This window comes from Pseudomonas marginalis (genome assembly GCF_900105325.1).
GTDB classification, from domain to species: domain Bacteria; phylum Pseudomonadota; class Gammaproteobacteria; order Pseudomonadales; family Pseudomonadaceae; genus Aquipseudomonas; species Aquipseudomonas marginalis.
In genome coordinates this window covers 4,385,151-4,409,479 of record NZ_FNSU01000003.1, presented here as the reverse complement: position 1 = coordinate 4,409,479, position 24,329 = coordinate 4,385,151, and the positions used below count along the sequence as shown (strand labels likewise).

18 protein-coding genes and 3 pseudogenes are annotated in these 24,329 nt (G+C 56.6%); 12 read left to right on the top strand and 9 right to left on the bottom strand.

Annotation, left to right across the window (positions count from 1 at the left end):
* Positions 1 to 77 precede the first annotated feature (77 nt).
* The 10 genes and pseudogenes from BLW22_RS29870 (at position 78) to BLW22_RS29830 (ending at position 9,232) form a co-directional block, all read left to right on the top strand.
* Positions 78 to 1,025, top strand: a complete 948-nt coding sequence (locus tag BLW22_RS29870) for a GCN5 family acetyltransferase (RefSeq protein WP_074848049.1) — start codon at positions 78 to 80, stop codon at positions 1,023 to 1,025.
* Complete coding sequence (locus BLW22_RS29865; RefSeq protein WP_074848047.1) at positions 1,022 to 1,894, top strand: hypothetical protein; 873 nt, start codon at positions 1,022 to 1,024, stop codon at positions 1,892 to 1,894. Before BLW22_RS29870 ends, BLW22_RS29865 begins: the two co-directional genes overlap by 4 nt.
* Before the next feature lie 356 nt (positions 1,895 to 2,250).
* On the top strand, positions 2,251 to 2,583 hold the full coding sequence (tnpA, locus tag BLW22_RS29860; RefSeq protein ID WP_074848045.1) for an IS66-like element accessory protein TnpA: 333 nt from the start codon (positions 2,251 to 2,253) through the stop codon (positions 2,581 to 2,583).
* Positions 2,580 to 2,915, top strand: coding sequence for an IS66 family insertion sequence element accessory protein TnpB (tnpB, locus tag BLW22_RS35520; RefSeq protein WP_003177794.1), 336 nt, complete (start codon positions 2,580 to 2,582; stop codon positions 2,913 to 2,915). Before tnpA ends, tnpB begins: the two co-directional genes overlap by 4 nt.
* An 81-nt stretch (positions 2,916 to 2,996) precedes the next feature.
* Positions 2,997 to 4,523, top strand: coding sequence for an IS66 family transposase (gene tnpC, locus BLW22_RS29850; protein WP_074848043.1), 1,527 nt, complete (start codon positions 2,997 to 2,999; stop codon positions 4,521 to 4,523).
* A 286-nt stretch (positions 4,524 to 4,809) separates the two neighbouring features.
* A pseudogene (locus BLW22_RS36115) lies at positions 4,810 to 5,970 on the top strand (HAMP domain-containing protein); the annotation flags it as partial.
* The gene (locus BLW22_RS36110; protein WP_370661146.1) at positions 5,971 to 6,846 is read left to right on the top strand and encodes a methyl-accepting chemotaxis protein; all 876 of its coding nucleotides are present in this window, start codon (positions 5,971 to 5,973) and stop codon (positions 6,844 to 6,846) included.
* 322 nt (positions 6,847 to 7,168) lie between these two features.
* A pseudogene (locus BLW22_RS29840) lies at positions 7,169 to 7,492 on the top strand (GNAT family N-acetyltransferase); the annotation flags it as partial.
* 122 nt (positions 7,493 to 7,614) lie between these two features.
* Complete coding sequence (locus BLW22_RS34740; RefSeq protein WP_074848038.1) at positions 7,615 to 8,007, top strand: DUF6957 family protein; 393 nt, start codon at positions 7,615 to 7,617, stop codon at positions 8,005 to 8,007.
* A 400-nt stretch (positions 8,008 to 8,407) separates the two neighbouring features.
* Positions 8,408 to 9,232: a winged helix-turn-helix transcriptional regulator gene (locus BLW22_RS29830; protein WP_074848036.1), complete on the top strand. Its 825-nt coding sequence runs from the start codon at positions 8,408 to 8,410 to the stop codon at positions 9,230 to 9,232.
* A 26-nt stretch (positions 9,233 to 9,258) separates the two neighbouring features.
* On the opposite strand, the gene BLW22_RS29825 is transcribed toward BLW22_RS29830, so the two are convergent.
* The 4 genes and pseudogenes from BLW22_RS29825 to BLW22_RS29805 all read right to left on the bottom strand — a co-directional run.
* Positions 9,259 to 9,408: an ATP-binding domain-containing protein gene (locus BLW22_RS29825; protein WP_235865634.1), complete on the bottom strand. Its 150-nt coding sequence runs from the start codon at positions 9,406 to 9,408 to the stop codon at positions 9,259 to 9,261.
* Between the two features lie 10 nt (positions 9,409 to 9,418).
* A complete protein-coding gene (locus BLW22_RS29820; protein ID WP_235865633.1) occupies positions 9,419 to 10,111 on the bottom strand; it encodes an ATP-dependent nuclease in 693 nt (230 codons plus the stop codon).
* A gap of 512 nt (positions 10,112 to 10,623) precedes the next feature.
* The gene (locus BLW22_RS29815; RefSeq protein WP_074848034.1) at positions 10,624 to 12,540 is read right to left on the bottom strand and encodes a methyl-accepting chemotaxis protein; all 1,917 of its coding nucleotides are present in this window, start codon (positions 12,538 to 12,540) and stop codon (positions 10,624 to 10,626) included.
* Between the two features lie 205 nt (positions 12,541 to 12,745).
* A pseudogene (locus BLW22_RS29805) lies at positions 12,746 to 13,120 on the bottom strand (transposase); the annotation flags it as partial.
* Positions 13,121 to 13,131: 11 nt separating this feature from the next.
* Here BLW22_RS29805 and BLW22_RS36105 point away from each other — a divergent pair.
* On the top strand, positions 13,132 to 13,401 hold the full coding sequence (locus BLW22_RS36105; protein ID WP_413038074.1) for a DUF6957 family protein: 270 nt from the start codon (positions 13,132 to 13,134) through the stop codon (positions 13,399 to 13,401).
* Between the two features lie 240 nt (positions 13,402 to 13,641).
* Positions 13,642 to 14,019, top strand: coding sequence for an avidin-fold protein (locus BLW22_RS29800; protein WP_065926799.1), 378 nt, complete (start codon positions 13,642 to 13,644; stop codon positions 14,017 to 14,019).
* Here the strand turns inward: BLW22_RS29800 and pbpC are convergent.
* The 5 genes from pbpC to BLW22_RS29775 all read right to left on the bottom strand — a co-directional run bounded on the left by pbpC (position 14,016) and on the right by BLW22_RS29775 (position 24,329).
* The gene (gene pbpC / locus BLW22_RS29795) at positions 14,016 to 16,313 is read right to left on the bottom strand and encodes a penicillin-binding protein 1C (protein ID WP_074848030.1); all 2,298 of its coding nucleotides are present in this window, start codon (positions 16,311 to 16,313) and stop codon (positions 14,016 to 14,018) included. The genes BLW22_RS29800 and pbpC overlap by 4 nt on opposite strands.
* On the bottom strand, positions 16,294 to 22,098 hold the full coding sequence (locus BLW22_RS29790; RefSeq protein ID WP_074848028.1) for an alpha-2-macroglobulin: 5,805 nt from the start codon (positions 22,096 to 22,098) through the stop codon (positions 16,294 to 16,296). Before BLW22_RS29790 ends, pbpC begins: the two co-directional genes overlap by 20 nt.
* A gap of 94 nt (positions 22,099 to 22,192) precedes the next feature.
* A complete protein-coding gene (locus tag BLW22_RS29785; RefSeq protein ID WP_065926796.1) occupies positions 22,193 to 22,780 on the bottom strand; it encodes a mobile mystery protein B in 588 nt (195 codons plus the stop codon).
* Complete coding sequence (locus tag BLW22_RS29780) at positions 22,771 to 23,235, bottom strand: helix-turn-helix domain-containing protein (protein ID WP_065926795.1); 465 nt, start codon at positions 23,233 to 23,235, stop codon at positions 22,771 to 22,773. Before BLW22_RS29780 ends, BLW22_RS29785 begins: the two co-directional genes overlap by 10 nt.
* A 161-nt stretch (positions 23,236 to 23,396) precedes the next feature.
* Positions 23,397 to 24,329, bottom strand: a complete 933-nt coding sequence (locus tag BLW22_RS29775) for a phosphatidate cytidylyltransferase (RefSeq protein ID WP_032885177.1) — start codon at positions 24,327 to 24,329, stop codon at positions 23,397 to 23,399.

Here is a 24,329-nt window from a genome sequence, read left to right as displayed (position 1 = left end):
GAACTCACATTCCGAACTGTGCGCCTCCCCGTTGACGCTGATACGATGGCACTTTCACATCGTCAGCAGGGAAGCGCATGTTCGATCTACTCAAGCTGCTCACAGACAACAGCCCTTCGCTCAATAGTGACATGCAGGCGTGGTTCAAGCAGTACCCGCCAGACGCCCCATGGAACATCTATTCCGATTACTGTGTAGGCAACACAGAGAAGGCCAACGACAGCTTTTCATTTGTCATCACGCTGAAGCACGACACTGACAAGAATTTTTCAGAGTACATCGCGAACGTTGCGCCAAAAGACCTGAAGAAGACACGCCAGGCGTCGGAAGGTCTGATTTCCTACCTCAACTGCCCTGTGGCCTTCAGCGTCTCGTTCATCGTTGAGCGAGATTCGAAGCTCCTTCGTGATTTCATCACTGATGACAACATCCATGGATTCTGTGTAGGACTTCGTGAGCTGATTGCCGAATGGTCAGACGACCCAGGCGTCGATAGACCATATTGGCAACGCATTGACAAAGCGCTTGGGGAATTTGCGGACGAAGTGAAGCGCAAAAAATTCAATGCGAAGCTGGCGAGGCAGGTATTGCTGACCTCTACGTTCGCAGCGTTTCTCTTCTTGACGCTTAACAAGCTAAAGGAGCCGGCGTTTCTCAGATGGGTGACTGATAGAGATGCTACTTTTGAAAAGTACAATGAGGTGGCTTTTGACATCGCTTTCATGCTGTTTCTTATCGTTCGTCATCAGTCTGGAAATGTAAAAGATCCCAATAAACCTCAATTTATATTCGCCTACCCATTCATGGATGGGAAAACTGACTATGCAGAGCATGTACGCCTTCCTGACTACCTTGCAGGGCTCTGCGCTGACATAAAATTGCCCTCCATGGAGTTCACACACACCAAATTCGAGAAGATCTTTGGTGCTGCCATAATCAACTCGACGAACAATGTCGTTCTCCAGATCCTGGGGAACCCAGAAAAAATTACTGCAAGGCGCCTCACATTTAGGGAAGAATCATGAGCGTAACCTTCAACGAAAAGCTCGTAGAACTTAGTTATCACGTACTCTATGAGAAACACTTCGCCAAACTTTATAAGAAACGGCAATATGAAATTTTCTCTCCAGGCAAGGAAGAGGTTCACGTAGGTTTTGACCTTGGATTTGCGGCGCCTGACCCTGCATACAAATTTAGAAAGGGGGAGTTTTTTGAATGGATAAAGAAGCGCTTAATAGATACCAGGACTAAGAAGAGCGCATTTATTTTTGCATATTTCTATCAGTACAAACTAATAGCGCCGGTCAACTTAAAAAAACTGAGGGATGCCACTGTCAGAACTGGTCTTACCAATGCAGGCTACGATCCAAATGGCAGGCCTTATAGGGCAAAGCTTGACACGGTAAGGAAGATGTACGCGAAGGGCACTCGCCAACATCCTTTTAGCCAGCATGAAGCTCTATGTCGCTTGTCGCGAGTTAAAGACGCGGAAGTTTTTTACTGCACCCCAAAGTTTGATGAGCAAATGGGCATACCCAAGGAAAATAAGCGCTCCCTAAATGATTTAACCAGAACGCCAGTTACGATTAATACGCCTGATTTTGCTCTATCAACTCCTCATCATCTATTTTTCAAAGACGTTAATGGCAATAAACCGATGTGGTGCTCCGAACCAGTACCAGCAGAGTCGAGTGAGGAGATCCGCATCCCAAACCTTCTTACCCCCGAGCAACTTGTTAAGTTTATAAAAACAAATTACCTGCTCAATGAGGGGGGTGACAAAGTCGATTACAACGAAACGAGAATCACAGAAGAAGACCTAAGTAGAACCACCTTTCTAAAATACCTAGATGCGTTACCGAAGTGCGGAAAAATCGTAGTTGTCTCTGACTAATGTCGCACCAGCTTCGCTGAAATAGGCCAGTGGATTAGATTCGTGCATCTACCCATGCTTGCACTAACCTCCGGCCTATTTCTGCTAACAGCAGGTGACCGGCTTTCAGGCTTCAACAATTGTTGATCTCTACAAGAGATGCGCAGACCACATCTTGCTCCACAATCATTTCAAGCCTCCTGAAACAAGTCTTGACTGACTCTATAATCACATAGACTTCCTCACGAGTGTTCGCGATTCTTGCGGTCGCACGGTAACCGTCCGGGCAACACACCTTCCTGACACCGTCGCTTTAGGCGATGGTGTCCACCCAAATATAAGTGGACACCATTTTTAGCCTTTTTAAGCGGACGCCCATGCCACAAGAACGCCGTTCCTATTCCAAGTCCTTCAAGGCCCAGGTCATTGCTGAGTGCGCCCAACCTGACACTTCAATTGCCAATGTCGCCTTGACCCACAACCTCAATGCAAACCTCGTCCATAAATGGATTCGGGTGCATGCACAGAAAAACCTGGCACTGCAAACTGCCTTCATCCCGGTCAAGACTTCGCCGCCGGTGCCGATGCATCAGGCCCTTCCTGCCACGATCCGAATCGAAGTGCCGCATCCAAAAGGTGTCGTCGTGGTGAGTTGGCCAGCAGAAAATGCAGCGGCGTGTTCTGCTTTCCTTCGAGACCTGCTGCGATGATCCGCGTCGATTCCATCTGGCTCGCCACCGAGCCCATGGACATGCGCGCCGGAACTGAAACCGCGCTCGCACGGGTCGTGGCGGTGTTCGGTGCGGCGAAGCCGCACTGTGCCTATCTGTTCGCCAACCGCCGCGCCAATCGAATGAAAGTGCTGGTGCATGACGGCGTGGGTATTTGGCTTGCCGCCCGGCGTTTGAATCAAGGACGCTTCTTCTGGCCGGGTGTGCGACACGGCTCCGAAGTTGAGTTGGATGCCGAGCAACTTCAGGCCCTGGTGCTCGGTTTACCTTGGCAGCGCGTCGGTGCAGGCGGAATCATCTCGATGCTTTAACACCTGCCATGGCGTGCTTGCCAGCGCAATTGGCCCATCAGTCTATCGTCGCAACCAGCCCTCTCTGGCAAAATAGGCGGCATGAGCTTGCATCCAAATCTCGATCAATTAAACCCTGAACAACTGCGTGCCCTGGCGGCGCAGTTGATCCAGCGCGTTGAGACAATGGACAAGCAAATCACCCATCACAAGTCGGTCAACGAGAAGCTGGCCCACGAGATCGCGCTGCTCAAGCGCTTCAAGTTTGCCAAACGCAGCGAGCAACTAAGTCCAAATCAGGCCAGCTTGCTCGACGACTTGATCGATACTGATATTGCCGCTATCGAAGCCGAGCTTGAGGCGCTGCAACCGACACCAGTCGAAGCCAAAGTGCGCCAGCAACCCAAGCGCGCAGCGCTGCCGCCGCAATTTCCTCGCACGCTGATCCATCACGAACCGGACAACAGCCATTGCCAGTGCGGTTGCGCCCTCAAGCGCATCGGCGAAGATGCCAGCGAAAAGCTCGACTACACGCCCGGTGTGTTCACCGTCGAGCGTCATATCCGTGGGAAATGGGCCTGCGAGCAGTGCGAAACGCTAATCCAGGCGCCGGTACCGGCGCACGTCATCGACAAAGGCATACCGACCGCAGGTCTGCTGGCCCATGTCATGGTGGCCAAGTTCGCTGATCATTTGCCGTTGTATCGTCAGGAAAAAATCTTCGGCCGCGCCGGGCTGCCCATCGCCCGTTCGACCTTGGCGCAATGGGTAGGCAACTGCGGCGTGCAACTTCAGCCGCTAGTCGATGCGCTGCGCGAAGCCGTGCTGACGCACGGCGTCGTCCACGCCGACGAGACGCCGGTACAAATGCTGACGCCTGACGCTAAAAAAACTCATCGCGCTTATGTCTGGGCCTATGCCACCAGCCAGTTCTCCAACTTGGCGGCGGTCGTTTACGACTTCAGTCCGAGCCGCGCTGGCGAACATGCCCGAGCCTTCCTAGGTCGTTGGAACGGCAAGCTGGTCTGCGATGACTTTGCAGGCTACAAGGCAGGCTTTGAACTGGGCGTTACGGAGATCGGCTGCATGGCCCATGCCCGCCGAAAGTTCTTCGACTTGCATGCGACCAACAAGAGCCAGATCGCCGAAAAAGCGCTGCGCTACATCGCGGCATTGTACGAAGTTGAACGAGAAGTCCGCGAGCTGGAACCGGGTGATCGACAGCGAATACGGCAGGAAAAAGCAGCGCCAATCGCCGACGCACTTCATACTTGGATGACCTCCCAAAGACAGCTTGTGCCTGAGGGTTCGGCCATCGCCAAGACCCTGGATTACAGCCTCAAACGCTGGATAGCGCTGACGCGCTATCTCGATGACGGTGCTGTGCCCATAGATAATAACTGGTGCGAGAATCAAATTCGTCCGTGGGCTCTTGGTCGCTCGAACTGGCTGTTCGCGGGATCGTTACGCAGCGGTAAACGTGCAGCGGCGATCATGAGTTTGATCCAATCGGCGCGACTCAACGGCCATGATCCGTATGCTTATTTGAAGGACGTCCTCACGCGCCTGCCGACGCAGCGGGCAAGTGAGATTGCGGAGCTACTACCGCATAGGTGGCGACCGGTTTAGTTGCGCAAGACGGGATGCCCGGACGCACCTCCAACTGGTGCCATTACCGGTCTACTTAGCCTTTATGCTGGTTATCCATGCATTCCTCCCTACAGCTTCGCCCGGTTCAGCCGATAGTTTTCGTACCAAGAGAAACGCGGCAATTCGATCCTGTAACAAAGGAGGGTAAGCGGCTTTTGAGGAAGATCTCTTGGAATGCTTTCATTACCTCATAACCATAAATGAGAGATGGGCACTTTTTAACGCCTAAGAAAGCACTCACAGACCGTGAGTGATAGAGAACCCGATGAATTTATTAGCGCCTGCCCTGTTCGTTACCAACCGTGTTCGATTCCCCATGAAATTCGTAATTTTGGGATTTATTGTCCTGATTCCTCTGCTCCTGCTAGGCACCCGGGTGATGCTTTCACTGAACACGAGCATCACGGGCATCAAGCATGAACAGGTGGGTCAACAATACTTGTTGGACGTCACCCCTATCCTGCGTCTAACCATGATTCAGAGGGCGCTGACACACGGCATGCTCAGCGGTGATACCAACGCAGTAGCCAATGCAGCACGCAATGCTGAAAAGCTTAACGATGCCTATGCGACTCTTGCTGCGCAGGACGCAAAATTTAGCACCCAACTGGCAACGACAGACCGAGTTCAGACGTTGCGTACCGCTAGTGTGCAGCTGGTTGAACGCGCCAAAGCAGGCGAAGCACCTTTGGTGATCTTTTCCGCGTGGAACGACCAGTTAACCGACCTAATGAATTTCGTTTACTACATTACGGCCACTTCCGGCATGATTTTGGACGAAGAAGCAGGTTCGTTGTACCTCATCGATCTAAGCTCTATACGTCTACCTCGGCAAATAAATCTGGTCGGACAGATTCGCGGTCTGGCCAGCGGTTTTAGCGCTGACCGTCCTCTGGACGACACCACTCGTATTTTTGCCCAGACTTTGTTGAAACAGGAGCTGCTAATGCGTCAAGAGTTGCAGCAGAGCCTTTCCCTGCTTCGCCGAGAAGAGCCGAAATTATCTGGTGTAGTTCAGCCGTCTGTAACAACAGCCATTACCGACCTGGAAAATCTGCGTAAAGACCTGGTGGACTACCTTGATCCGAGCAAGCGCTCAACCGTGAATGCCAACACCTTGGGCGAGCGTGGAAACGCCGTCGTTGCTCAGTTTTACAAAGCTCAGGATCAGATGCAGGAATCGCTGCGAATTCGAGTTGATGAGCGTCTGAATACACTGAGTAATGAGCGTACTTTCGGCACTGAGCTATTTATCGCCATTGCGATACTGCTGCTCTATGCGTTCGTCGGCATCTACAAGGCTCTGCGGATTGGGGTTGATGAGCTCCTAGCTGTGACGGCACGTATTGCTCAAGGCGATCTGAGCGCGCGCGTCCGAATCAACAGCCACGATGAAATCGGTGATGTAGGCGAGGGACTTAACCGCATGGTAACGGCCTTCTCTGGCTCACTGAGCCAGGTGGAGCGTAGCTCGCATTCAGTCTCAGATGCGGCAAAGCGACTAGAGATCTCCATAGGCCAAGCCAAAGCCTCAATGAACTCACAACAGGCTGAAACCGAGCAGGTTGCTACTGCCATCAACGAAATGACCGCGAGCGTTGCCGACGTGGCCCAGAATACCGAGGGCGCAGCACGTGCCGCTGAATCTGCAAGCAGTGCGTCTAACGACGGCTTGAAAGTTATGATTGAAACAAGTGCCGCTATTGAGGCGTTGGCTAACGAAGTGGAGCTCAGTGCAAGCAAAGTCGAAGCGTTAGCGACACACAGCAAAGAAATCGGTGGTGTCATCGAGGTCATCAGTACCATCGCGGATCAGACTAACCTGCTGGCCCTTAACGCGGCCATCGAGGCGGCGCGAGCTGGCGAGCAAGGCCGTGGTTTCGCGGTCGTGGCTGACGAAGTGCGGACTCTGGCCTCGCGCACACAAAACTCCACAGAAGAAATTCGACGGATCATCCAACAGTTGCAAGGCGCTACTGATGCCGCTGTTCAACAGATGAAGGCTGGGCAAACCCGAGCTAGGGAATGCATTCAGGCAGCGAGCCAAGCGTCTGGCAGCCTGAACCAGATCAATGAAGCAGTAGACGGAATTGTGGGCATGAACACTCAGATTGCAAGTGCGGCGGTGCAGCAACATTCGGTCTCAGAGGATATCAATCGCAACGTCATCGGCATTCGAAACAGCAGCTTAATCGTCATGGAAGGCGTAGAGGACAACGCCGTAACGGCTGACGAGCTTTCATTGCTCGCTAATGAACTTCGCAGCGTAGTCGGCAAGTTTAAGTTATCCAGCAACGCTTGAAAGGAATCTCAAGCGTTTCAATTGTTGATAGCACGAGAAAGTGCTTTGACAGGGTCTGACTGGGGTGATGATGCCCGGCAGTCCCTGATCGACATTGAGGGCTGAGCTTCATCGTTGCGCAATCTCGTAAAACAATAGAGCCAGCTACGCTAGATGACTTGCCCGGACGGTTACGTCGCACGCCCGTTTCTTCCCGTACACAGAAGATCGGTGATTAGGCTCTGAAACGTTTTCGATGGAGAGTCAGTGAAAACGTCAGAGAGAGGAGCACAGCCTACTAATTCAGCAGCATGAATCGCCCCGGATTCTCTAGACACCTTGCAAGGAAGCCTATCGTTGGTCGGTGGATGTCACCGTGTATGTCGACTCGGCAGTGCATCGAAAAGGGGTTGGTCGTGCTCTTTATCAGCAGCTTCTACCCGTCCTGGGGAAACAGGGATTTCATGCGGCCTATGCCGGCATCGCCTTACCCAACGCGGGAAGCATAGGTATTCATGAAGCGCTCGGCTTCACCCACATCGGCACCTACTCTGAGGTTGGGTTCAAGCACGGCCAATGGCATAGCGTGGGCTACTGGCGCAAACCACTTTGCGCTCTGACACCGCCAAAAGAAATCACTCCGTTCAGTGAGATAAAGGGAGTGTAGAGGAACAAGCTGTGAGATGACCCTACTGCTATTCGTCGGCATCGGAACCGAGCGATTCACTGGGAGCTATGCTGACTGATGATTCTCGTTCGAATCGATTTTTCGATCGGAAGGAGGAACGAATGAATTTTGCAAGGTTTACCTCACTGCTTTCTGCAGGCGAGAACATAAACGGGTGCCCACTCGCTGACCCAGATGCCGTGGCACTCGCCAATCTACATTTTCCTTCCCGTACCTATTGTCTTGTTGCTGATTGGGCAATATTGGACATCAAAGTAACAACGCGTCAGCGAAAAGCCATCATCGACAGGGGGCTGATCCCTGCTCTGGTTTACGCTTTGACCGTTATTCAAGATAGCAAAGGTCGTTTTTCACACGGTGACTGGGTGAGAACTACGTTGGCTGTCTCTTTCACTCATGGGTGTCTATTTGAGACGAAGAATACGATTTATGTATTGATGGGGGCCGGTAGAAGGCTGCATACAGATCTCGAAATAGCACTTAGCTTGTGTTGAGCCGTTACACCAACGAGTGCTCATAAGTCAGCTGGCTTCGCTGCACATGTGCTCGTTCGATAGGAGGAGCTTGAGCGCATTGGAATTTACACTTGAGTTCAAATTGATCAAAAAACAGGCAAAAACTCGCATTTTAAGGCCATCTCAGATTAACTAATCAAGTTGCCAATATTTTTATATTTAACAGATGGTTACGTATATTTTGGTGGGTGCCTATATCTAGATAGCAGGTGCACTTGGCGATAACGTTTCTCCTGTAGCCATTTTTTTAGAGGTTCCAGGCAATGAATCCCGTCCTGTTTGTAATTGATAAAGCTCTATCGGCTGATCCGTTGACGCTAGCGTTGTGCTGTATCTTGCTTCTGAGTGCTGGTCTACTGGTGCATGCGTGGAGGTCGAAATGAGCCAAATCGAAGTGCTTCGTCCTGTATCTGAATGGGCAAAGCTGCCTGTCGATTGGATACGTGAAGGCGGACTCGTCAACTTTGCGGATGAGTCCTATTCGTTAAATTTGATGTGGCTGAAGGAAGACAAGTCTGCAAGAAACTTATGCATTTCCTCGCTCAAGCTTTACTTGGCGCTGTGCTGCCGAACAGGTTTCACTACTGGAAATGCTACCGTGACTTACGAGGAGCTGATTCGGCTCACAGGCTTGTCTCGGCCAACCGTTGCGAAAGCGTTGACGCGACTGGAAAAAGAGGGGCTGATTCAGCGAAAAGCGCAGGCCCTTAGGAAGGGGTCGAACATTATGATTTGCGGCTGGTTTGAAAGTAAAAGCTGGGCGAAGATTCCGAAACGCTGGCTTTACGACGGTTCGCTTGGTTCCAAGATTCTCATGCTCACTGAGTTCAACTTCACCAGAGCGTCATTGTCGGCATTAAAGGTGTACATCGCCTTGCTTGCGTACAGGGACTCAAATCGTGGTGGTATCGCTATGCTTTCCTACGATCGGTTAGCGCTGATTACCGGGGTCAAAAGGCACCACATCGCGGACGCAATCACTCGACTCTACGATCTGCGAATGATTTCTTTCAGGCAGGGTGATTTTTCGGAAGCATCAGATTTTTCTCGAACGAACCGCTATCTAGTTCGCGGGCTGGGTGTTCGTTGGACTAAGGCAGACGAATTTGAGATGCCTCAAAGCTCTGCTCATAAAAATCGCCCTGGTGCTGCTGATATTGCGGCAGCTAATCGTTTTGTATCAACCTCACCCAAGGTTACGTAGCGCTAAGTGCTATTTCTCGTTTAAAACTAAGCCTCTCGAACGGAGAAAGGAGGAAGTGTCATTGCTCGCGGGAGTTGTACTAATACCAGGCACTGTTGCTTCGCTCTGGTGATGGCATTGTAAAGTAGCCGTCTCTGCTGCTCGTCATTTCCACGAATTGCCGCAGGCCAAAGCACAATCACTAGATCAAACTCTCTGTTTTTCGCTCCATGAACGGTTAGCGCTCGAATACCGGGCCCATCTCGTGAGCTTAGCTGATAGCAACTGGAACGTCTCTACCACTTTGGCATCCTCAGTGGGAACAACTCCGACCTCCAGCCCAAACATAGATGGCATGCTCGTGGACCAACCCTCGGTCAACATCAACGGCCGCAGCACCGTTTTCAGTAACTGGAAATCAGCACGGCCTTCAGGTACTAATACACACGGGTGCATTAAAGCCGACAGGACATCCACACGACTTTGTTGAAAAAACTTCCTCTTCCAGTTCTGAGCATCTGGTAGCAACGGCTCAGCCAAAAAAGGAAGGGCCGAGAGATGGCCGTCAATATTTCGCAGAATCAATACAGAGGTAGGATCCGATACCGCTGCAATCAATGGCGAATGCGTAGTTATGAAGGTCTGGGTTGAAAGCGCTTGCACTCGTTGCACCAACTGCTGCTGTCCTGCTGGGGGCAAATGAAGCTCAGGCTCCTCCAGGGCCATTAGAAATCCCTCACCCGCTGCTGCACGTCCTCGACCTAGCTCCAGAAGTAGTAACAAACCTTGTAGGGACACCAGGCCACTTCCTTGTCTGGCAGCGGGTACTCCCAGTCCTCCAACGACAGCGAAATGTGCAGCGACAGAGTCGAGAAGCGATCGGCTATCAGTGCTCGTCACCCGCAGTTGAACAAGAGGCGCATTCGGTATGCATCTCGCTAATTCAGCGTTGACGTTCTGGATCAGAGGTGAAATTCGATCGTCGTTCTCGATCGGGGCTTCCGGGCTTCTGAGCCGATCACGCTCAGCTAAAATGGCCTCGGACGGTTGGGCTGCGGCTGCTTGTAGCGTGCGCCGGAACAGCTCACTCCCCCATGAAAAAACTTTGTCCCAGGTTCGGCTCGCTCGTACGAGATAAAACCCAATTTCTTTTATCAATCTTGGAGGAACGCCTACAGTAAGCGTCTGCCAAAGTCACCTTGTATGACTCAGAACGGTATAAGCAGTCCTTCAGAAAGCCGTAGGACGGCTGATAATCCATGGCCTGACCTCATCCGGCGTCATGAAAAGCCTCGTTTATCGCGTTGAGCAAAGTAGCCCTTATAGGCGCGTCACCCTCTCACCTACCAATCCTCAAATACCCGAAAGTCATTCTCTCGGGCATTTGAGCATCCGGTAAAAAAACTTGTAACTCAGTTCACCTTGAACCGTTCCACCAGCCCCTGCTGTTGCTCGGCCAAGCGGGCTAACTCGCGGCTGGTGACGGCGGTTTGTTCAGCACCGGCGCTGACCTGGATAACCAGAGTGTTGATGTCGTTTACGTTGCGGTGGATCTCCTCGGCAACCTGACTCTGTTGTTCTGCCGCCGAGGCGACCTGTATGTTGCTGTCGCTGATGGTCGCGATGCCCTCGGCTATTTCTTCTAGCAACTCCCCTGCGCGCACTACGTTGCTCGCGCCTTCTTGAGCCTTCCCTAGAGTTTCCTGCATGGAAGTGGCGGCACGGTCGGAGCCGGATTGCAGATTGGCGATCATCTTCTGGATACTGACGGTGGAATCCTGAGTCTTTTTGGCCAGATTCCGCACCTCATCGGCGACCACGGCAAATCCACGACCCTGCTCACCGGCACGGGCAGCCTCAATGGCAGCGTTCAAAGCTAGCAGATTGGTTTGCTCTGCTACACCACGAATCACATCCAAAACCGAGGAGATGGAATAGCTTTCACCCTTGAGCTCCTCAATGATTCGGGATGTTTGTTCGGCCTGAACCTCAAGCCCTTTGATCAAGCTGATGGTGTTCTCGATTTCAGCCTTGCCCTGCATAGTGCTGGCATTAACGCGCTGCGACATCTCTGCGGCGTCGGTAGTGCTGCGCGCCACGTCTTTGACCGTGGCGCTCATCTCGCTGATGGCAGTGACCACCTGATCGGTGCCTTGACGCTGCTGGACGACGTTATTGCTAGTTTGCAGGGCCACAGCCGAAGACTGCTCGGCGGCGGTCGCGACCTGCGCCGTGGCACTCCCGATCTCACGGATCACTTCACCGATCTGTATGGCCATGTTATCCAGGTTACGCGAGATCTCGCCAAACTCGTCTCTGCCGGTGTAACGGGTTCTGGCAGTTAGGTCACGCGTGGATAGCGAAATAAGGGTGCGGTTCACGTCGACCACAGCGATTTTGATATTGCGAATAATCACCGAAGCGAGCCACAGCACCGCAATCAACATCAGAATGACGGTGGCTATTGCGACATACAGACTGCGCTGGGCATCGGTACGCGCGACATTGGCTAGGCTCACGACCGTCTGGCCCAGTTCAGCCTCGACCTGAGCCATCATGTCGATACGGCTGGTGGAAAGGTTGAACCAGTCTTCGGGTTTGATATTAAGCGGATCGCCTAGAGGCGTATCAAATCCGAGTTTTTGCAGGCGAGCTACATCGACGGATGCGGGCTGTTGTAGAACCGCATCCAGCTTATTTTTGAACACGGCAGGAGCCCAGCGTTGAAAGGCCTCGAAATAGCCGGAGAACTCGCCCATGTTGCGGCTGAAACGTGACAACAGCGGCGCATCAAAACGGTTTTGGTTGAATGCCAGGCCAAGCAGTACACGCTCTCGACCAGAGCGCTCTTTCATGTCTACGAACTGATTGAGTGAACTCAGCCCACGCAGGATTTCCGGATCCTCAATGCTGGTTTCCAGTGAGTAAGACAAGCCGATCAAATTTTTGATAAGATCGGTGAATCGGGTGCCGGACTCGCCGTTATTGATTGCGAGCGTGTCCACCTGCTGACGCAGTCCGGCCAAACCATCAATTGCGCGCAGCATCTTGTCAGGCGCGATAAGACCCTCGGTCGATTGCGCATGCATCGCGCTCACCGCACGGTCGGTTTCTTGGCGTAAGACTTTCAACTTGTCCTGCATCGTCTTACCACCGCTGCCCAGAAACACGCCGCTTGCGCCGCGCTCACGCTGGATAGTGGTTACTACGTCACTGAGTTTCTGCGCGGTGCCGGTAGCGGTGACCGCTCGGTTCATCTCGCTCAGTGTCTCTCGTTTGTCAGCTACAAAAATCCCGGCGAAGACCAGAAAGCCCAACAGGGGAAACATCAAAATAAGCAGTAGCTTTGTACTCAAAGGAGCATTTCTAAGCATGGCAGGCCTCAGGGCTTGAAGATGTTGTTTAAAGCTATCCAAGGCGAACGTTCTATGAAGTCGACGTCTGATAGAGCCCAGGATGGTTCAGTAGTAGCCTGCCGTAGCCAGTTTTTTCTCCGTTCGGAATGTTTCGGCTGAAACCAGCAAAGCTTTACCTGTAGCCACGCGTAGTAGCCGCTGGGATGAACCTTGAGCGTCAGGCAAAGCCGTCGAATCGCGTAATGACCCGCTTGCTGCTTAATAAAGGCGTACTTCAGCCGCACTCCTTGGCAAAGTACGCGGCGGCCTTTTTTAAGATGTCTCGCTCCTCCGTCACCCGTTTCAGCTCGGCACGTAGACGACGAACCTCAGCGCTCTGATCATCCTCCTCAACGCGCTGTTCCTGAGGCTTGGTGTAGCGCTTAACCCAGGCATAGAGGCTGTGCACAGACACACCCAATCGTGCAGCCACCTCCGAGACAGGAAGCTGCTTTTCGGTCACTTGCTTGACCGCCTGGATTTTGAATTCTTCGGGATAACGCTGGTTGCTCATGGCACCTCCTAATGGGCCTCATTTTAAGGCTTGGAGGTGTCTACGAAACTAGGGGCGATTCAGCCACCACCGATAGAGGGCTTATCCCTGCCCTAGTTTATGCATTGACCGTTATCCAAGATAGTAAAGGCCGTTTTGCACCTGGTGATTGGGTCAGATCAACGTTGGAGGTTTCCTTCACCCACGACTGCTTATTTGAGACGAAAAACACGGTTTATGTGCTTATGGGAGCAGGCCGTCGGTTGCGCACAGATTTAGACATCGCACTGAGCTTGTGCTGAAGACAGCAGCTTATGGGCTCTCCCTTCATGACTGCTTACTTCTAGCTCTTCGTGTCAAACTATGTTGTGAGCAATCGGTCCCTGTATTTCAAGCGCAGCCCATCTGGGTCAATCTATGTTGCTGTTATCTTTACCCCGAATCATCCTACAGACCCCGATTTATGCGAGGGGGTGTGTCAAACTATGTTGTTGGTACCCACCGCCCGGGTCTCCAGGTACCCGCGAAAGGACGCGCCTTCGATGAACCCCCCCTCGCAAATCCACGAGCGTTTGCACAACCGCCGATTCACCGTCGCCAATAACACCCACGGGCTATCCGGCGCGGGTACGGTGTTTCATTACCTTGTCGAGGGCGATGCCATTTCCGGTACCTACCAAGGCGGCCGAATTCGCCTGGGTACGCAGGTCGGCCGCGTCACAGGCCCGGACGCTATCGAGCTGCTGTATCAGTGCCTGACGCTGGAAGGTGAGCTGCTGGCCGGCTGGTCGCGGGGCATCATCGGTGTCGATGCTGCCGGGCGTACTACGCTGAGTTTCGTGTGGGGTTGGTTGTCGGGGGCGACGGGAGGTGGGGAGTCGAACTACGTGGAGCTTGCAGAGTGTGATGGCCACTCCTAAGGCACAAACTCCACCCTCAACCCCCGACTCGCACTGCGTCCCTGATCATCACTGACCCGCAGCCGATACTCCCCCGACTTGCCCGGCCGCCAGTTCAATGTGGCTTGCGGCGGGCCCTGCCCGATCAAGGTTTGATCAGCAAACCAGTACAGCGTCGCCGCATCGCTGGCCGCATTCGCGTTCAGCGGGATGCTTTCCTGGGGGGCGGACAGGCGCAACTGATAACTCACTTGAGTCAGCGGCGAACGGATCTGCGGGGCTTCGCTCTGGTCGCTGATGCGGCTGGGCTGGCAGTTTTTCAGCACGTTGGGTGGCGTGCGGCGGGGCAGGCCGGCGGCGCGGTACAGGCGTTGTATGTCGCTGGGCCAGAATTCGAAGACTTCCTCGCGGGTGTATTGCGCCTCGAACGGCGGGCACGCGGCTTTGCCGGTACGGGTGTCGATCAGTACCGGGCGGTGCAGGTTGGACACGCGAATCGGTGAAACACCGGGGATGTACCAGGTCTTGCGGGTTTGCGGGCACCAGCGGTTGGGCAACTCGCCCGAGGCGGCGCAGACGTCGATGCGCACCAGGCCGGCGGGTGGTTTGTCGGCCTTGATCACGACGTTGGGCAAGGCCAGGGGCAGGGCGTCGGCGATACGGAAGAACAGCGGCGCGGCGGTCTTGGCACCGATAAACGCCGGGTTGGGGCGACCATCGAAGTTGCCCACCCACACCACCAGCACGTAAGGGCCGACCAGGCCCGCGCTCCACGCATCATGGAACCCCCAGGACGTGCCGGTTTTCCAGGCGGTGCGCCAGTGCCGCGCGGGCAGGCCATCCGGTCGCGGGTTGCGGCGCAGCATGTCGCGCACCATGAAGGCCGCCTGCGGGGTGAGGAGTTGCGGGCCGGTGGCCTGGGGCTGCTCCTGCAGATAGCGCAACGGCCGCAGATGGCCGTCGCCCGCCAGCATCACGTACAGCCGCGCCAGTTCCTCGGGTGTCATCTCACCGCCACCGAGGGCCAGGGCCAGGCCGTAATGGCTTTCACCGCGCAGGCCCTTGATCCCCGCGCGTTGCAACAAACCATACAACGACGGCGACTTCACCTGGCTGGCCAACCACACCGCCGGGATATTGCGGCTACGGATCAATGCATCCCGTGCGGTCAGAGGCCCGACAAAACTGCCGTCGAAATTTTCCGGCTGGAAGTAGCCGAAGTTACTGGGCAAATCCTTGAGGATACTCATGGGGTGGATCACCCCTTGATCCAGCGCCAGCCCGTAGAGAAACGGCTTGAGGGTCGACCCTGGAGAACGGCGTGACAATACGCCGTTGACCTGGCCGTGGATGCCTGTGGATAAGTAATCCGCCGAGCCCACCAGCGCCTTGACGCTTTGGTCGTGGCTGTCGATCAGGATGGCCGTGGCATTTTCCACACCGGTGCTGCGCCGCTCGGCTATAAAGCCGCTGATCAGGCGTTCGAGCAGTTGCTGCAGGGGCAGGTTGAGGGTGCTGTTGAGTTCGTTGCCGGGCTGGGAGGCCAACAGCTGCTCGCTCAGATGCGGCGCCAGAAACGGGATCTGCTGGCGGTTGCGGGCTTCCAGGGGCAGCTCGAGCAAACTGGCGTTACGCGGGTCTTGTGGATACGTTTCGCGCCAGTCATTCATCAAGCGCAGTCGCGCATTTTGCAGCGACGGTCCGAAGCGCGCGCGCCGCCCCGGCTGCTGAGGAATCACCGCCAGCGCCAAGGCTTCGGACAACGACAACTGCGCTGCCGCCTTGCCGAAGTAGATGCGACTGGCCGCTTCGGCGCCTTCGATATTGCCGCCCATGGGCGCCAGGTTCAGGTACGCCTCGAGGATGTCGTGCTTGCTGTAGCGCGCTTCCAGCCACAAGGCCAACGCCATCTGCTGCAATTTGCCGGGTACCTGGCGGGTGTTGAGATCCCACAGGCGCCGTGCCAGTTGCATGCTCAAGGTCGAGCCGCCCTGGCGTTGGCCGCCGCTGTAGGTGGCCAGGGCCGCGCGCAGCAACGCCGGGGGATTGATCCCCGGGTGCCAATGGAAATTGCGGTCTTCCTTGAGCAGCAAGGCCTCCACCAGTGACGGCGAGATGCGCTCCAGCCGCAGCCATAAGCGGTATTGGCCGTCATCCGCCAGGGTCATGCGCAGCAGCGAACCGTCATCGGCCAGCACCACCCGTGACGACGTAACAGCCTGTTCCAGCGGAGCGTGGGGCCACAGCCGCAGCCCCGCCAGCACCAGCGCCGCTGCCAGCAGCGGCGCCAGGCGTTTAAGGCTTGGTAATTTCAAGCTGGCCTACTTTGCCGCGCCCTTGCAGGGTGGGTTCGTACATGCCTTCGGCGTAGGCCGGTGGCGTATTGAACGTGCCGGCGTTGGTGGCGCGCACGCGATAGACGAAGGTGCCTACGTCGCGCAGTGCCGTGCCGTACAACACCACCCGATCATCACGCACATCCACATAGTCCGGCTGCCAGTTGCTCAGCTCGGTTTCGCCGATGGGCGCTTGCCAGGCATCGGCTTCTTGTTCGCTTTCTTCTACGTATTCGGACGTTTCGCCTTCACTTTCCTCGCTGCTGGCGGCTTCCGGCTCCGGCGGCAAGTTATACACAGGCTCGACGCCACCGGGCAGCAGGTCGACCACCGCCACTTGCTGCACCTGGTCACGGTCGGTGGCACGCAGGCGCAAGCGCACCAGGAACTCATCGCCCACCGCCACTGTGCTCACCGGCTCGCCTTTGAGGTCGAGGTATTCGTGGATGATCTCCAGCCCGTTGTTGATCGGCTTGAGCTTGGCACCCTTATCGAAACCGGCTTCGCTGAGCATGTAGAACGCCGCCGGGCCGTCGGATTTTTCCATCAGCAGTTTTTGCGTGGCGCCCGGTACCGCCGCGCGGGGTGGCTGGCCGGCCATTTCCAGCAATTGTTGCTGCTTGTCGCCCAGCCAGGCAGTGGCCTTGAGGGTCATATCGCTTTGCGCGCGCTGGCCGTAGTTGTCCAAGGCCCGCAGTAACAGCGCCGCCGACAGCGAGTTGTAGCGCTGTTCGTTGAGGCGCTTGCCGAGTTTATCCAGCAGGGCGGTAGGAACATTGTCCAGCAACTCGGGGAAATGGCGAGCGAGCAGATGCAGGTGCTCGGCATCGTGGACCAGCGGGTCGTAATACAGGCCGTCGCTGTCCCACTTATCCACAAGCGAACGCCAAGGGATCTTGCGGAACAAGGTGTCGGCCTGGCGATCCTGCTTGAGCAGTTTGTAGCTGGCCGCCAAGTAGGCGGCGCCCAAGTCGTTCTGCCAGCTGTCCTTGAAGTAGCTTTCGTAGCGTTCGCGGATATCGCTCAAGGCGCCGCTCACCAGAATCCCCTGACGACTCAACAAGTAACTGGCGTAGGCGCGGTTGCGCAATTCAGACAGGCCTTCGCTCGGGCCGTTGGCCAGGTCCGTCAGATAGCTGTTGGCGCGCACCAGCAGGTCTTCCGGCACCGGTAGCCCGCGTTCCTTGGCTTCGATCAGGAAATCGGTGGCATATAGGCTGGCGTAGGGCGCTACGTCCGGGTTGGCGGCCCACAAACCGAAACCACCTGCCTGGTTCTGGCGCTGGCGCAACATGCGCACCGCGCTGCTGAAGGCCTGTTCTGCCTCGGGTGCGGTACCGCCCCAGATCAACGCCGGCATGGCCTTGGACACCAGTTGCTCGGTGCAGGCATAGCCGTAGTCATCCAGGTAGTGCTTGAGGCCGTTGGCCCATACCAGCGGCGAGGCCGCCACACCCAGTTGCACATCGCGCAACTGGCTGAACAGTTCACGGGTGGGCTTGAGCTCTTTGCTGGCGCTGTCGAAACGACCCAGGCTCAGGGCCACGCGATGCTCGCTCAGAGGGCGAATCGAAGTGGTTTCCGCCACCTGGATCCGCTTGCCATCCGGCAACACGGCGACAAAGCGCAAATCCGCCGAACCGAGGGTTTCGCCGACCTTGATCTTGAACTCGGCGGTGCCCTCCTTGCGCGGTTGCAGGGACAAGGTGCTGGCTTTGTCGCCCTGCACCACCAGGCCGGCGCTGGTCTGCACTTCAAACTTCACGTTCGCCGCCGCCTCGAGGTTGCTGAATACCCCGGCGCTGACGTTGAATACATCACCCGGCGCCACGAAAGCCGGCACGTTCGGCGTGATGACAATCGGGCCACGGACCTCGGTATTGGCCTCGCTGACGCCCACGCTGTCGGCGTCCACAGCCACCGCGAACAGGTGCAGCTTGCCGTTGAAGCTGTCCGGCACCTGGTAATGCAGCACGGTTTCACCGGCGGGCAAGTCCACCAGCCCGGACCACCAGGCCACTGGCGGCTGATGTTTACGCTTGAACGGGTTGAGGTGATTAGCCAGGGCGCCTTCCGTATCGCCACCGGGCGCCGCCCCACTGAGCAGGCGGCTGAATTCCGGCAGGATCAGGTCAAGGATCTGACTGGTGCCGACTTCCAGCGCACGTTTCTGGAAGAAGAAACCCAGCGGGTCCGGCGTCTGGTAGCGCGCTACCTGCAAGATGCCTTCGTCCACTGCATACACCACAGCACGGCCGGGGCGGTCGGCGTTGACCTTGATGTCGAGGGTCTGTCCCGGCTCTATTTTCGCCGGGCCCTCGACCTTCAACGCCATGCGCCGCGCATCCAGGTTGATGCTGAACGGCACCACCCCGTAGGACAGCGGGCTCATGTAGACCTCGGACGAGCCGATGTCGCGCACAAACTGCACGTTGACGTAGGCATTGCCCTCAAGCCCCGCAGGCACGCGGATATGTTGCACGCTGTTGGTACTGTCGGCCTTGAACCACTGCTGGGTGTAGACCTTGTCCCGCTCGATGGTGATCAGCCCCGCACCGGTGTAAGGCGCGCGGATGCTGATCGCGATCTCATCGCCGGTGGCGTAGCTGCGTTTATCCAGGCGCAGTTGCAGCTCGGCATTGCGCTCCAGGGAGCGCGAGGTGTTGCCGCGTCCGGCCACGCTGTAGTCGATCTGGTTGAGCAGGTTGCCGTTGGCGTCCTTCACTTGGAGGGTGAAATCGCCAGGGGTGGCGGTGTTCAGGGCCTGCCTGGCGCCGTCCTTGGTCATCACCAGCGGAGAGGCCGGTTGGCTGATGTTCTTGATGCGCGACTCGTACTTGTAGGTGCCGTTGGACTGTTTCACCAGTACCGACACGTAGCGGTGCTCGACCACTTCGCTGGTCAGGCCATCCACCGCCAGCGGGGTGAGGTCTGGCGCGACGGCCAGCCATTGCACCTGGCGCGGGGCGTCCTTGGCGACGTACGACAGCGAGTCCTGACTTTTCACACCCACAAGGTAGGGCGCGGACGACACCAGCAAGGCACTTTGCGCCGCCACGTTACGGCCCCCTTCGGCCTCGAAGACCTGGGTCATCACTTGCAAGCGATAGGTGCTGTTGGCGAAGCGTTGCAGGTTGAGGTCGAGTACGGCCTGGCCGTTGTCGTCGACGGTGGTTTCGGCCAGGTCTTCGGTGCTGGCCTCTTCCAGGGAATCGTTGAGGCGGAAACGGTAGTCGGGGTAACGCTCGAATGCCGCGAGCGTCGGGCTCAGGGACATCTTCGCAGTGACGCGACGGCCGGCCGCCGGGGCGCCGAACAGGTGCATCGCGGTGACCTTGGCCACCACCTGGTCCGGTGGAATCCAGCCCTGTACCGGGGTGTCGTGCAGGCTCAGGCTGACCTTCATGCGGTCCGGTTCGAAATCGCGGACCTTGAAGCTGACACTGCCGAGGTCGGTGCGGGTCTGTTTCTGGCCAATCAACTGCAAGGTCGCGGTGTAGTCACCGGCGGGGGCGACTTCGCTGCTGGGGAAATCAAAGGTTTCAAAACCGCTGGCGGACAGCTTCAGCGGCTGGCGAATCACTTCAAGGCCGCGCGGGTCGGTGATCTGCAGCTCCACGGGCAGGCCTTGCAGGGCACCTTTCCAGTTGCCGCTGCGCACGATCATGCCCAGGTGCGCGGTCTCGCCAGGGCGGTAGAGGCCACGGTCGGTGAACAGGTAGGCGCTGAGGCGATCAATCGCGCCGTCTTCTTCCAAACCGCCTACGTCGAAGCGCGACAAATCCAGCTGCTGGGACTGACGGGCGATCGGCAGGAACGACTGGTCGTTGCCGCGAGTGACCACATACATCAGCGGCGTTTTCTCACGGCGCAGTTCATCCAGCTTGGCGAAATGCACGTGGCCTTCGCCGTCGGTGTGGCCGCTGCTCACGGGCAGACCGTTGCGGCCAATGATGTCGACCTGGGCGTCGGACACCGGCGAACCGTTGCCGATGGATTGCACATACACGTCATGGCTGCCATCGCTGGAGCGCTTGGCGATGATGCCGAGGTCGGTGACCACGATAAAGCGCAGGTCAGAGGTGGTGCTGCGCGAATAGTCGAACGTGCGCTCGGCCGGCTCATCCTGAGGGCTGAGCTTGAGCACGAAAATGCCGCGACGGCCTCCGTTGGCGGTGAGGTAGTGGCTCAGATCGACGTTGTCATAGACGGTTTTCGCCGGGTCCGAGGACGACAGCGCAATATCCAGGGACTGGCGTTCAACCATGCGGTCGAAGTACTCGTTGCCGAAATTGGGCCGGGCAAAGCTGCCGCTGCTCTGGTCCACCAGGTGCTGCAATTGGTTGGGCAGCAAGCGCGCGATTTCCACATGGGCGCCAGGTACACCACGGGCCATGAAACCCAGGCGTTTTTCGCCATTGAGGCTGAGCAACGCGCCGTCGGAGAGGAACTGCAAGGTGCGCGGATAAGCCGGCATGCTGATCAGCGAGGCCGTAGGGTTTTTCGCCAGGTAGCCACCGATGGCTTCCAGGTTGGCGGGCACGCGCACATACAGCGCACGGCCGGCCGGGGCCTTGAACTTGAAGGCATGCAGGGTATTCAGTGGTTCGACGCTGGGCACGTGGGTCAGCGTGACCTTGGTACTGCGGGCCAGCAGGGCGTCGTCGATGTCGTTGCTGTTATAGGGACGGGTGTCGTCCTGGGCCTTTTCCGGCAACAGCCAGGCCTGGACCTTACCGGCAATGGTCTCATCGGCCACGGCACTGGAGCTGCTGAACATCAACACCGGCTCAGGCTCGCCGCGTTCGTTATCCACAAAGCTCACTTCGGCGCCGGTAAAGGTCAGGCGATAGCGGCCGGGCACGGTGACTTCCGCCACCAGCGGCGCGGTGCTGGCGTTGCCGCCGTCGCGGGCCTTGATGCCTTCATCCAGCTTGGCGCTGACCGGCGTGCTTTCCAGCGGTGTGGCCAGGGCGGCGGAGCGCACGTAGGCGTTCAGCCTGGTCTCGTCGAAGCTGATGTCCGGGCGGTTGGGCAACTGGGCGTCGCGGTAGGCCAGGCCTTTGCCGAGGGTGACCGAAACGCGCTTGCGCAGGCTGTCTTCATCGACCGGGTGGGAAAAATGGAAGGTCGCCACCAGTTGTTTCATCGTCGGGTTCGACGGGTCTTGATACAACTCGTTGTGTGTCAGGGTGGCGCGGAACGGCTGGGTGGAGAACTGGCTGCTGTACTGACTGAGCAGTACGCCATCGGCCAGCAAACCTTTCCTGGCCAGATCAAGGGTGTAACCCGCTTCGATGGGCCAGTCTTTCTCCGGCACGAACAGCAGCGTGCGGTCATCGGACCAACGCCAGCTCCCGGCCACATTGGGTTTGAGGGTGATGCCTTCGGTGACCGGCTTGCCAATGGCGGCCAGCGGGGCCACCGATTCGGCAAAACGCACTTGCAAGTTATCCACAACCGGCGGTTGCTGGGTGTAGTCCGTCAGGTTGGGTTTGTGCAGCGAATAGCCCACGGTATGGGGCTGCGGCAGGTTGGAGTACCAGTGCCAGCCGTAGAAGCCAGCGGCCGCCAGCAGCACCAGGCCCAATACGCCGGCACCGGCCTGGCGCGGATAAGCGCGGGCTTTGTTACCCAGGTTCGCCAGGCCACGGCCGATGGCGCGCAGCCACAGCGGCGGATGCCATTGGCCGAAAACGGCCCCCACCACAGTCAGAAACACACCGACAACACGACGGCTGATGGCTTTGAGCGAATCGAACATGGTGAGCATCCCTGGCTAAGTGCGGCGTATCTTACACGCGTCTTTGATACAAAAGATGACACCGATACGCCGCACGGCGGGGATGTTTACCGAGTCAGCTGCGCACGAATGCCAACAGCAGCGCGTAATCATTGGCGTCGGCAGCGCGAAGCGCCTGGATGTAGCGTTGGCGAACTTCGTTCACGATCACCAGGTTACCGCGCCCCCAGGAGAAGGGAGCAAGACCACATTGCCTCAGCAGGCAATCGGTCATGAGGCGAGCATGTCTACCGTTGCCATTGGGGAAAGCGTGTAGCCACACAAGTCGATGATGAAAGCGCACTGCAATCTCTTCTGGCGGGAATATGTTGTGCTCCAGCCAGTAAGCCACGTTGTCGAGCAATTGACGCAAGTTGACGGCAATCTGTGTCCAGTCACAGCCAATGTTTTTATCTGATTTTCGGAAAGTACCGGCCCACTTCCAAGTGTCGTCGAACATTTTCACGTGGAGTTCGCGGCAGAAATGATCATTCAGCACATCCAGCTTTTTTTGCCGAGCTACCCAACGCGAGGCTTTGAGGATGTTTTGCGCCTCCCATTCATCCAATTCGCCTTGGGTGGCGATGTGTCTCGGTTTCAGCCCAGCGACTTCGTCCGGATCGAGCGGGGTTTGACCTGGTTTAAGTTCCAGTTCTATTGCCATAGGCGTGTCCATGGACCGTCGAGCAATTCTTTGCGACGTTCATCAATCTGACGTTCGATGAAGGCATCAGAAGGACGTTGATCTTCGAGGCTCATGGAATGTGCGACGCCTAGGATTTCTTGCTTGGCCATGAGTTCAGCTCGGTCTCGGATGACTTCATGCAGGGGCTTTTTGGGGACCAGGCCGTACACGAGTTCACAGTCCAGTGCTGCTGCTAGCTTTCTCAGCTGTGCAAGCGATATCCGATCTTCAGCTTCGGAACGCTCGGACTTGGTCAACGTCACTGAAGACACGCCCGCCATTTCGGCCTGGGCTCTTAATGAGCGACCCAACGATTCTCTGATAGACCGCAACCATCCGCCTGGCGGAACGGGTGCGCCTTTAACGGTGTTAAAGGGTTCAATAGCGCGTTCTACTTGAGAAAGGCGCAGCTTGTAGAGGTTGGAAGTACCCATGGTGAAAGACCTTTGTAAGCCTATAGGCTATCAATATTGAAATAAATATTAGCCTATAGGCATACAGTAAGCACAAAAAATAAGCCTATAAGCTAACAAAATACAGGATTCTGTTTGCCTATAGGCTTACAAAGCAATTCCATTTGTTAGCTTTCAGAAGTTCAGGTCCACCAGTAGCGCACGAGGTGGAAGAAAATCGGCGCCGCAAAACACACCGAATCCAGCCGATCCAGCATCCCGCCGTGGCCTTCGATCATATGCCCCCAATCCTTCACCCCCCGGTCGCGCTTGATCGCCGACATGACGATGCCGCCAGCGAAGCCGAGCAGGTTGATCAGCAAGGCGATCAGGAACGACTGCCACGGGTTGAACGGCGTGGTCCACCACAGCGCCGCACCGATCAGGGATGACAGCAAAATCCCGCCGACAAAGCCTTCCACTGTTTTGGATGGCGACAGGTTGGGCGCGATCTTGTGTTTGCCGAACAGCTTGCCGCACACGTACTGCAGCACGTCCGAGAGTTGCACCACGATCACCAGGTAGGCGATCAGCAGCAGGTTGCGGCCTTCGTAGCCGGGGATGTCGAGGGTCAGCAGGGCGGGCACGAACGACACGCAGAACACTGCGATCATCAGCCCCCATTGCACTTTGGAGGCGCGTTCGAGGAAGTGCGTGGTGTCGCCGCCCAGGGAGGCGAGGATCGGCAGCAGCAGGAACACGTACACCGGGATAAAGATCGAGAACAACCCGTACCAGTCCGAGTAGATCAGCAGGTATTGCAACGGCAATGCCAGGTAGAACGCGGCCACCAGGGCCGGGTAGTCGCTGCGCCGGGTCGGCGTGAGGGTGAGGAATTCGCGCAGGGCGTAGAACGACACCGCGTAGAACAGCAGGATCACCGCACCGGTACCGAGCCAGAAGGCGATACCGATGACCACCACCATCACCCACCAGGCGTTGATGCGGGCGTTGAGGTTGTCGATCACGGCATTGGGGGTGCCACGGGTGCGCAGTTTGAGGATCAGGCCGATCAGCGAGGCGAGCACCAGTATCGCGCCGATGCCGCCGAATAACATCAGGGTTTGGCTATCCAT

Excerpts from the sequence above, each read along its gene's own strand:
- BLW22_RS29870 (WP_074848049.1), top strand. The coding sequence starts at position 78 with ATGTTCGATCTACTCAAGCTGCTCACAGACAACAGCCCTTCGCTCAAT.
- BLW22_RS29865 (WP_074848047.1), top strand. The coding sequence starts at position 1,022 with ATGAGCGTAACCTTCAACGAAAAGCTCGTAGAACTTAGTTATCACGTA.
- tnpA (WP_074848045.1), top strand. The coding sequence starts at position 2,251 with ATGCCACAAGAACGCCGTTCCTATTCCAAGTCCTTCAAGGCCCAGGTC.
- tnpB (WP_003177794.1), top strand. The coding sequence starts at position 2,580 with ATGATCCGCGTCGATTCCATCTGGCTCGCCACCGAGCCCATGGACATG.
- tnpC (WP_074848043.1), top strand. The coding sequence starts at position 2,997 with ATGAGCTTGCATCCAAATCTCGATCAATTAAACCCTGAACAACTGCGT.
- BLW22_RS36110 (WP_370661146.1), top strand. The coding sequence starts at position 5,971 with ATGGTAACGGCCTTCTCTGGCTCACTGAGCCAGGTGGAGCGTAGCTCG.
- BLW22_RS34740 (WP_074848038.1), top strand. The coding sequence starts at position 7,615 with ATGAATTTTGCAAGGTTTACCTCACTGCTTTCTGCAGGCGAGAACATA.
- BLW22_RS29830 (WP_074848036.1), top strand. The coding sequence starts at position 8,408 with ATGAGCCAAATCGAAGTGCTTCGTCCTGTATCTGAATGGGCAAAGCTG.
- BLW22_RS29815 (WP_074848034.1), bottom strand. The coding sequence starts at position 12,540 with ATGTTTCCCCTGTTGGGCTTTCTGGTCTTCGCCGGGATTTTTGTAGCT.
- BLW22_RS36105 (WP_413038074.1), top strand. The coding sequence starts at position 13,132 with ATGGGCCTCATTTTAAGGCTTGGAGGTGTCTACGAAACTAGGGGCGAT.
- BLW22_RS29800 (WP_065926799.1), top strand. The coding sequence starts at position 13,642 with ATGAACCCCCCCTCGCAAATCCACGAGCGTTTGCACAACCGCCGATTC.
- BLW22_RS29790 (WP_074848028.1), bottom strand. The coding sequence starts at position 22,098 with ATGTTCGATTCGCTCAAAGCCATCAGCCGTCGTGTTGTCGGTGTGTTT.
- BLW22_RS29785 (WP_065926796.1), bottom strand. The coding sequence starts at position 22,780 with ATGGCAATAGAACTGGAACTTAAACCAGGTCAAACCCCGCTCGATCCG.
- BLW22_RS29780 (WP_065926795.1), bottom strand. The coding sequence starts at position 23,235 with ATGGGTACTTCCAACCTCTACAAGCTGCGCCTTTCTCAAGTAGAACGC.
- BLW22_RS29775 (WP_032885177.1), bottom strand. The coding sequence starts at position 24,329 with ATGGATAGCCAAACCCTGATGTTATTCGGCGGCATCGGCGCGATACTG.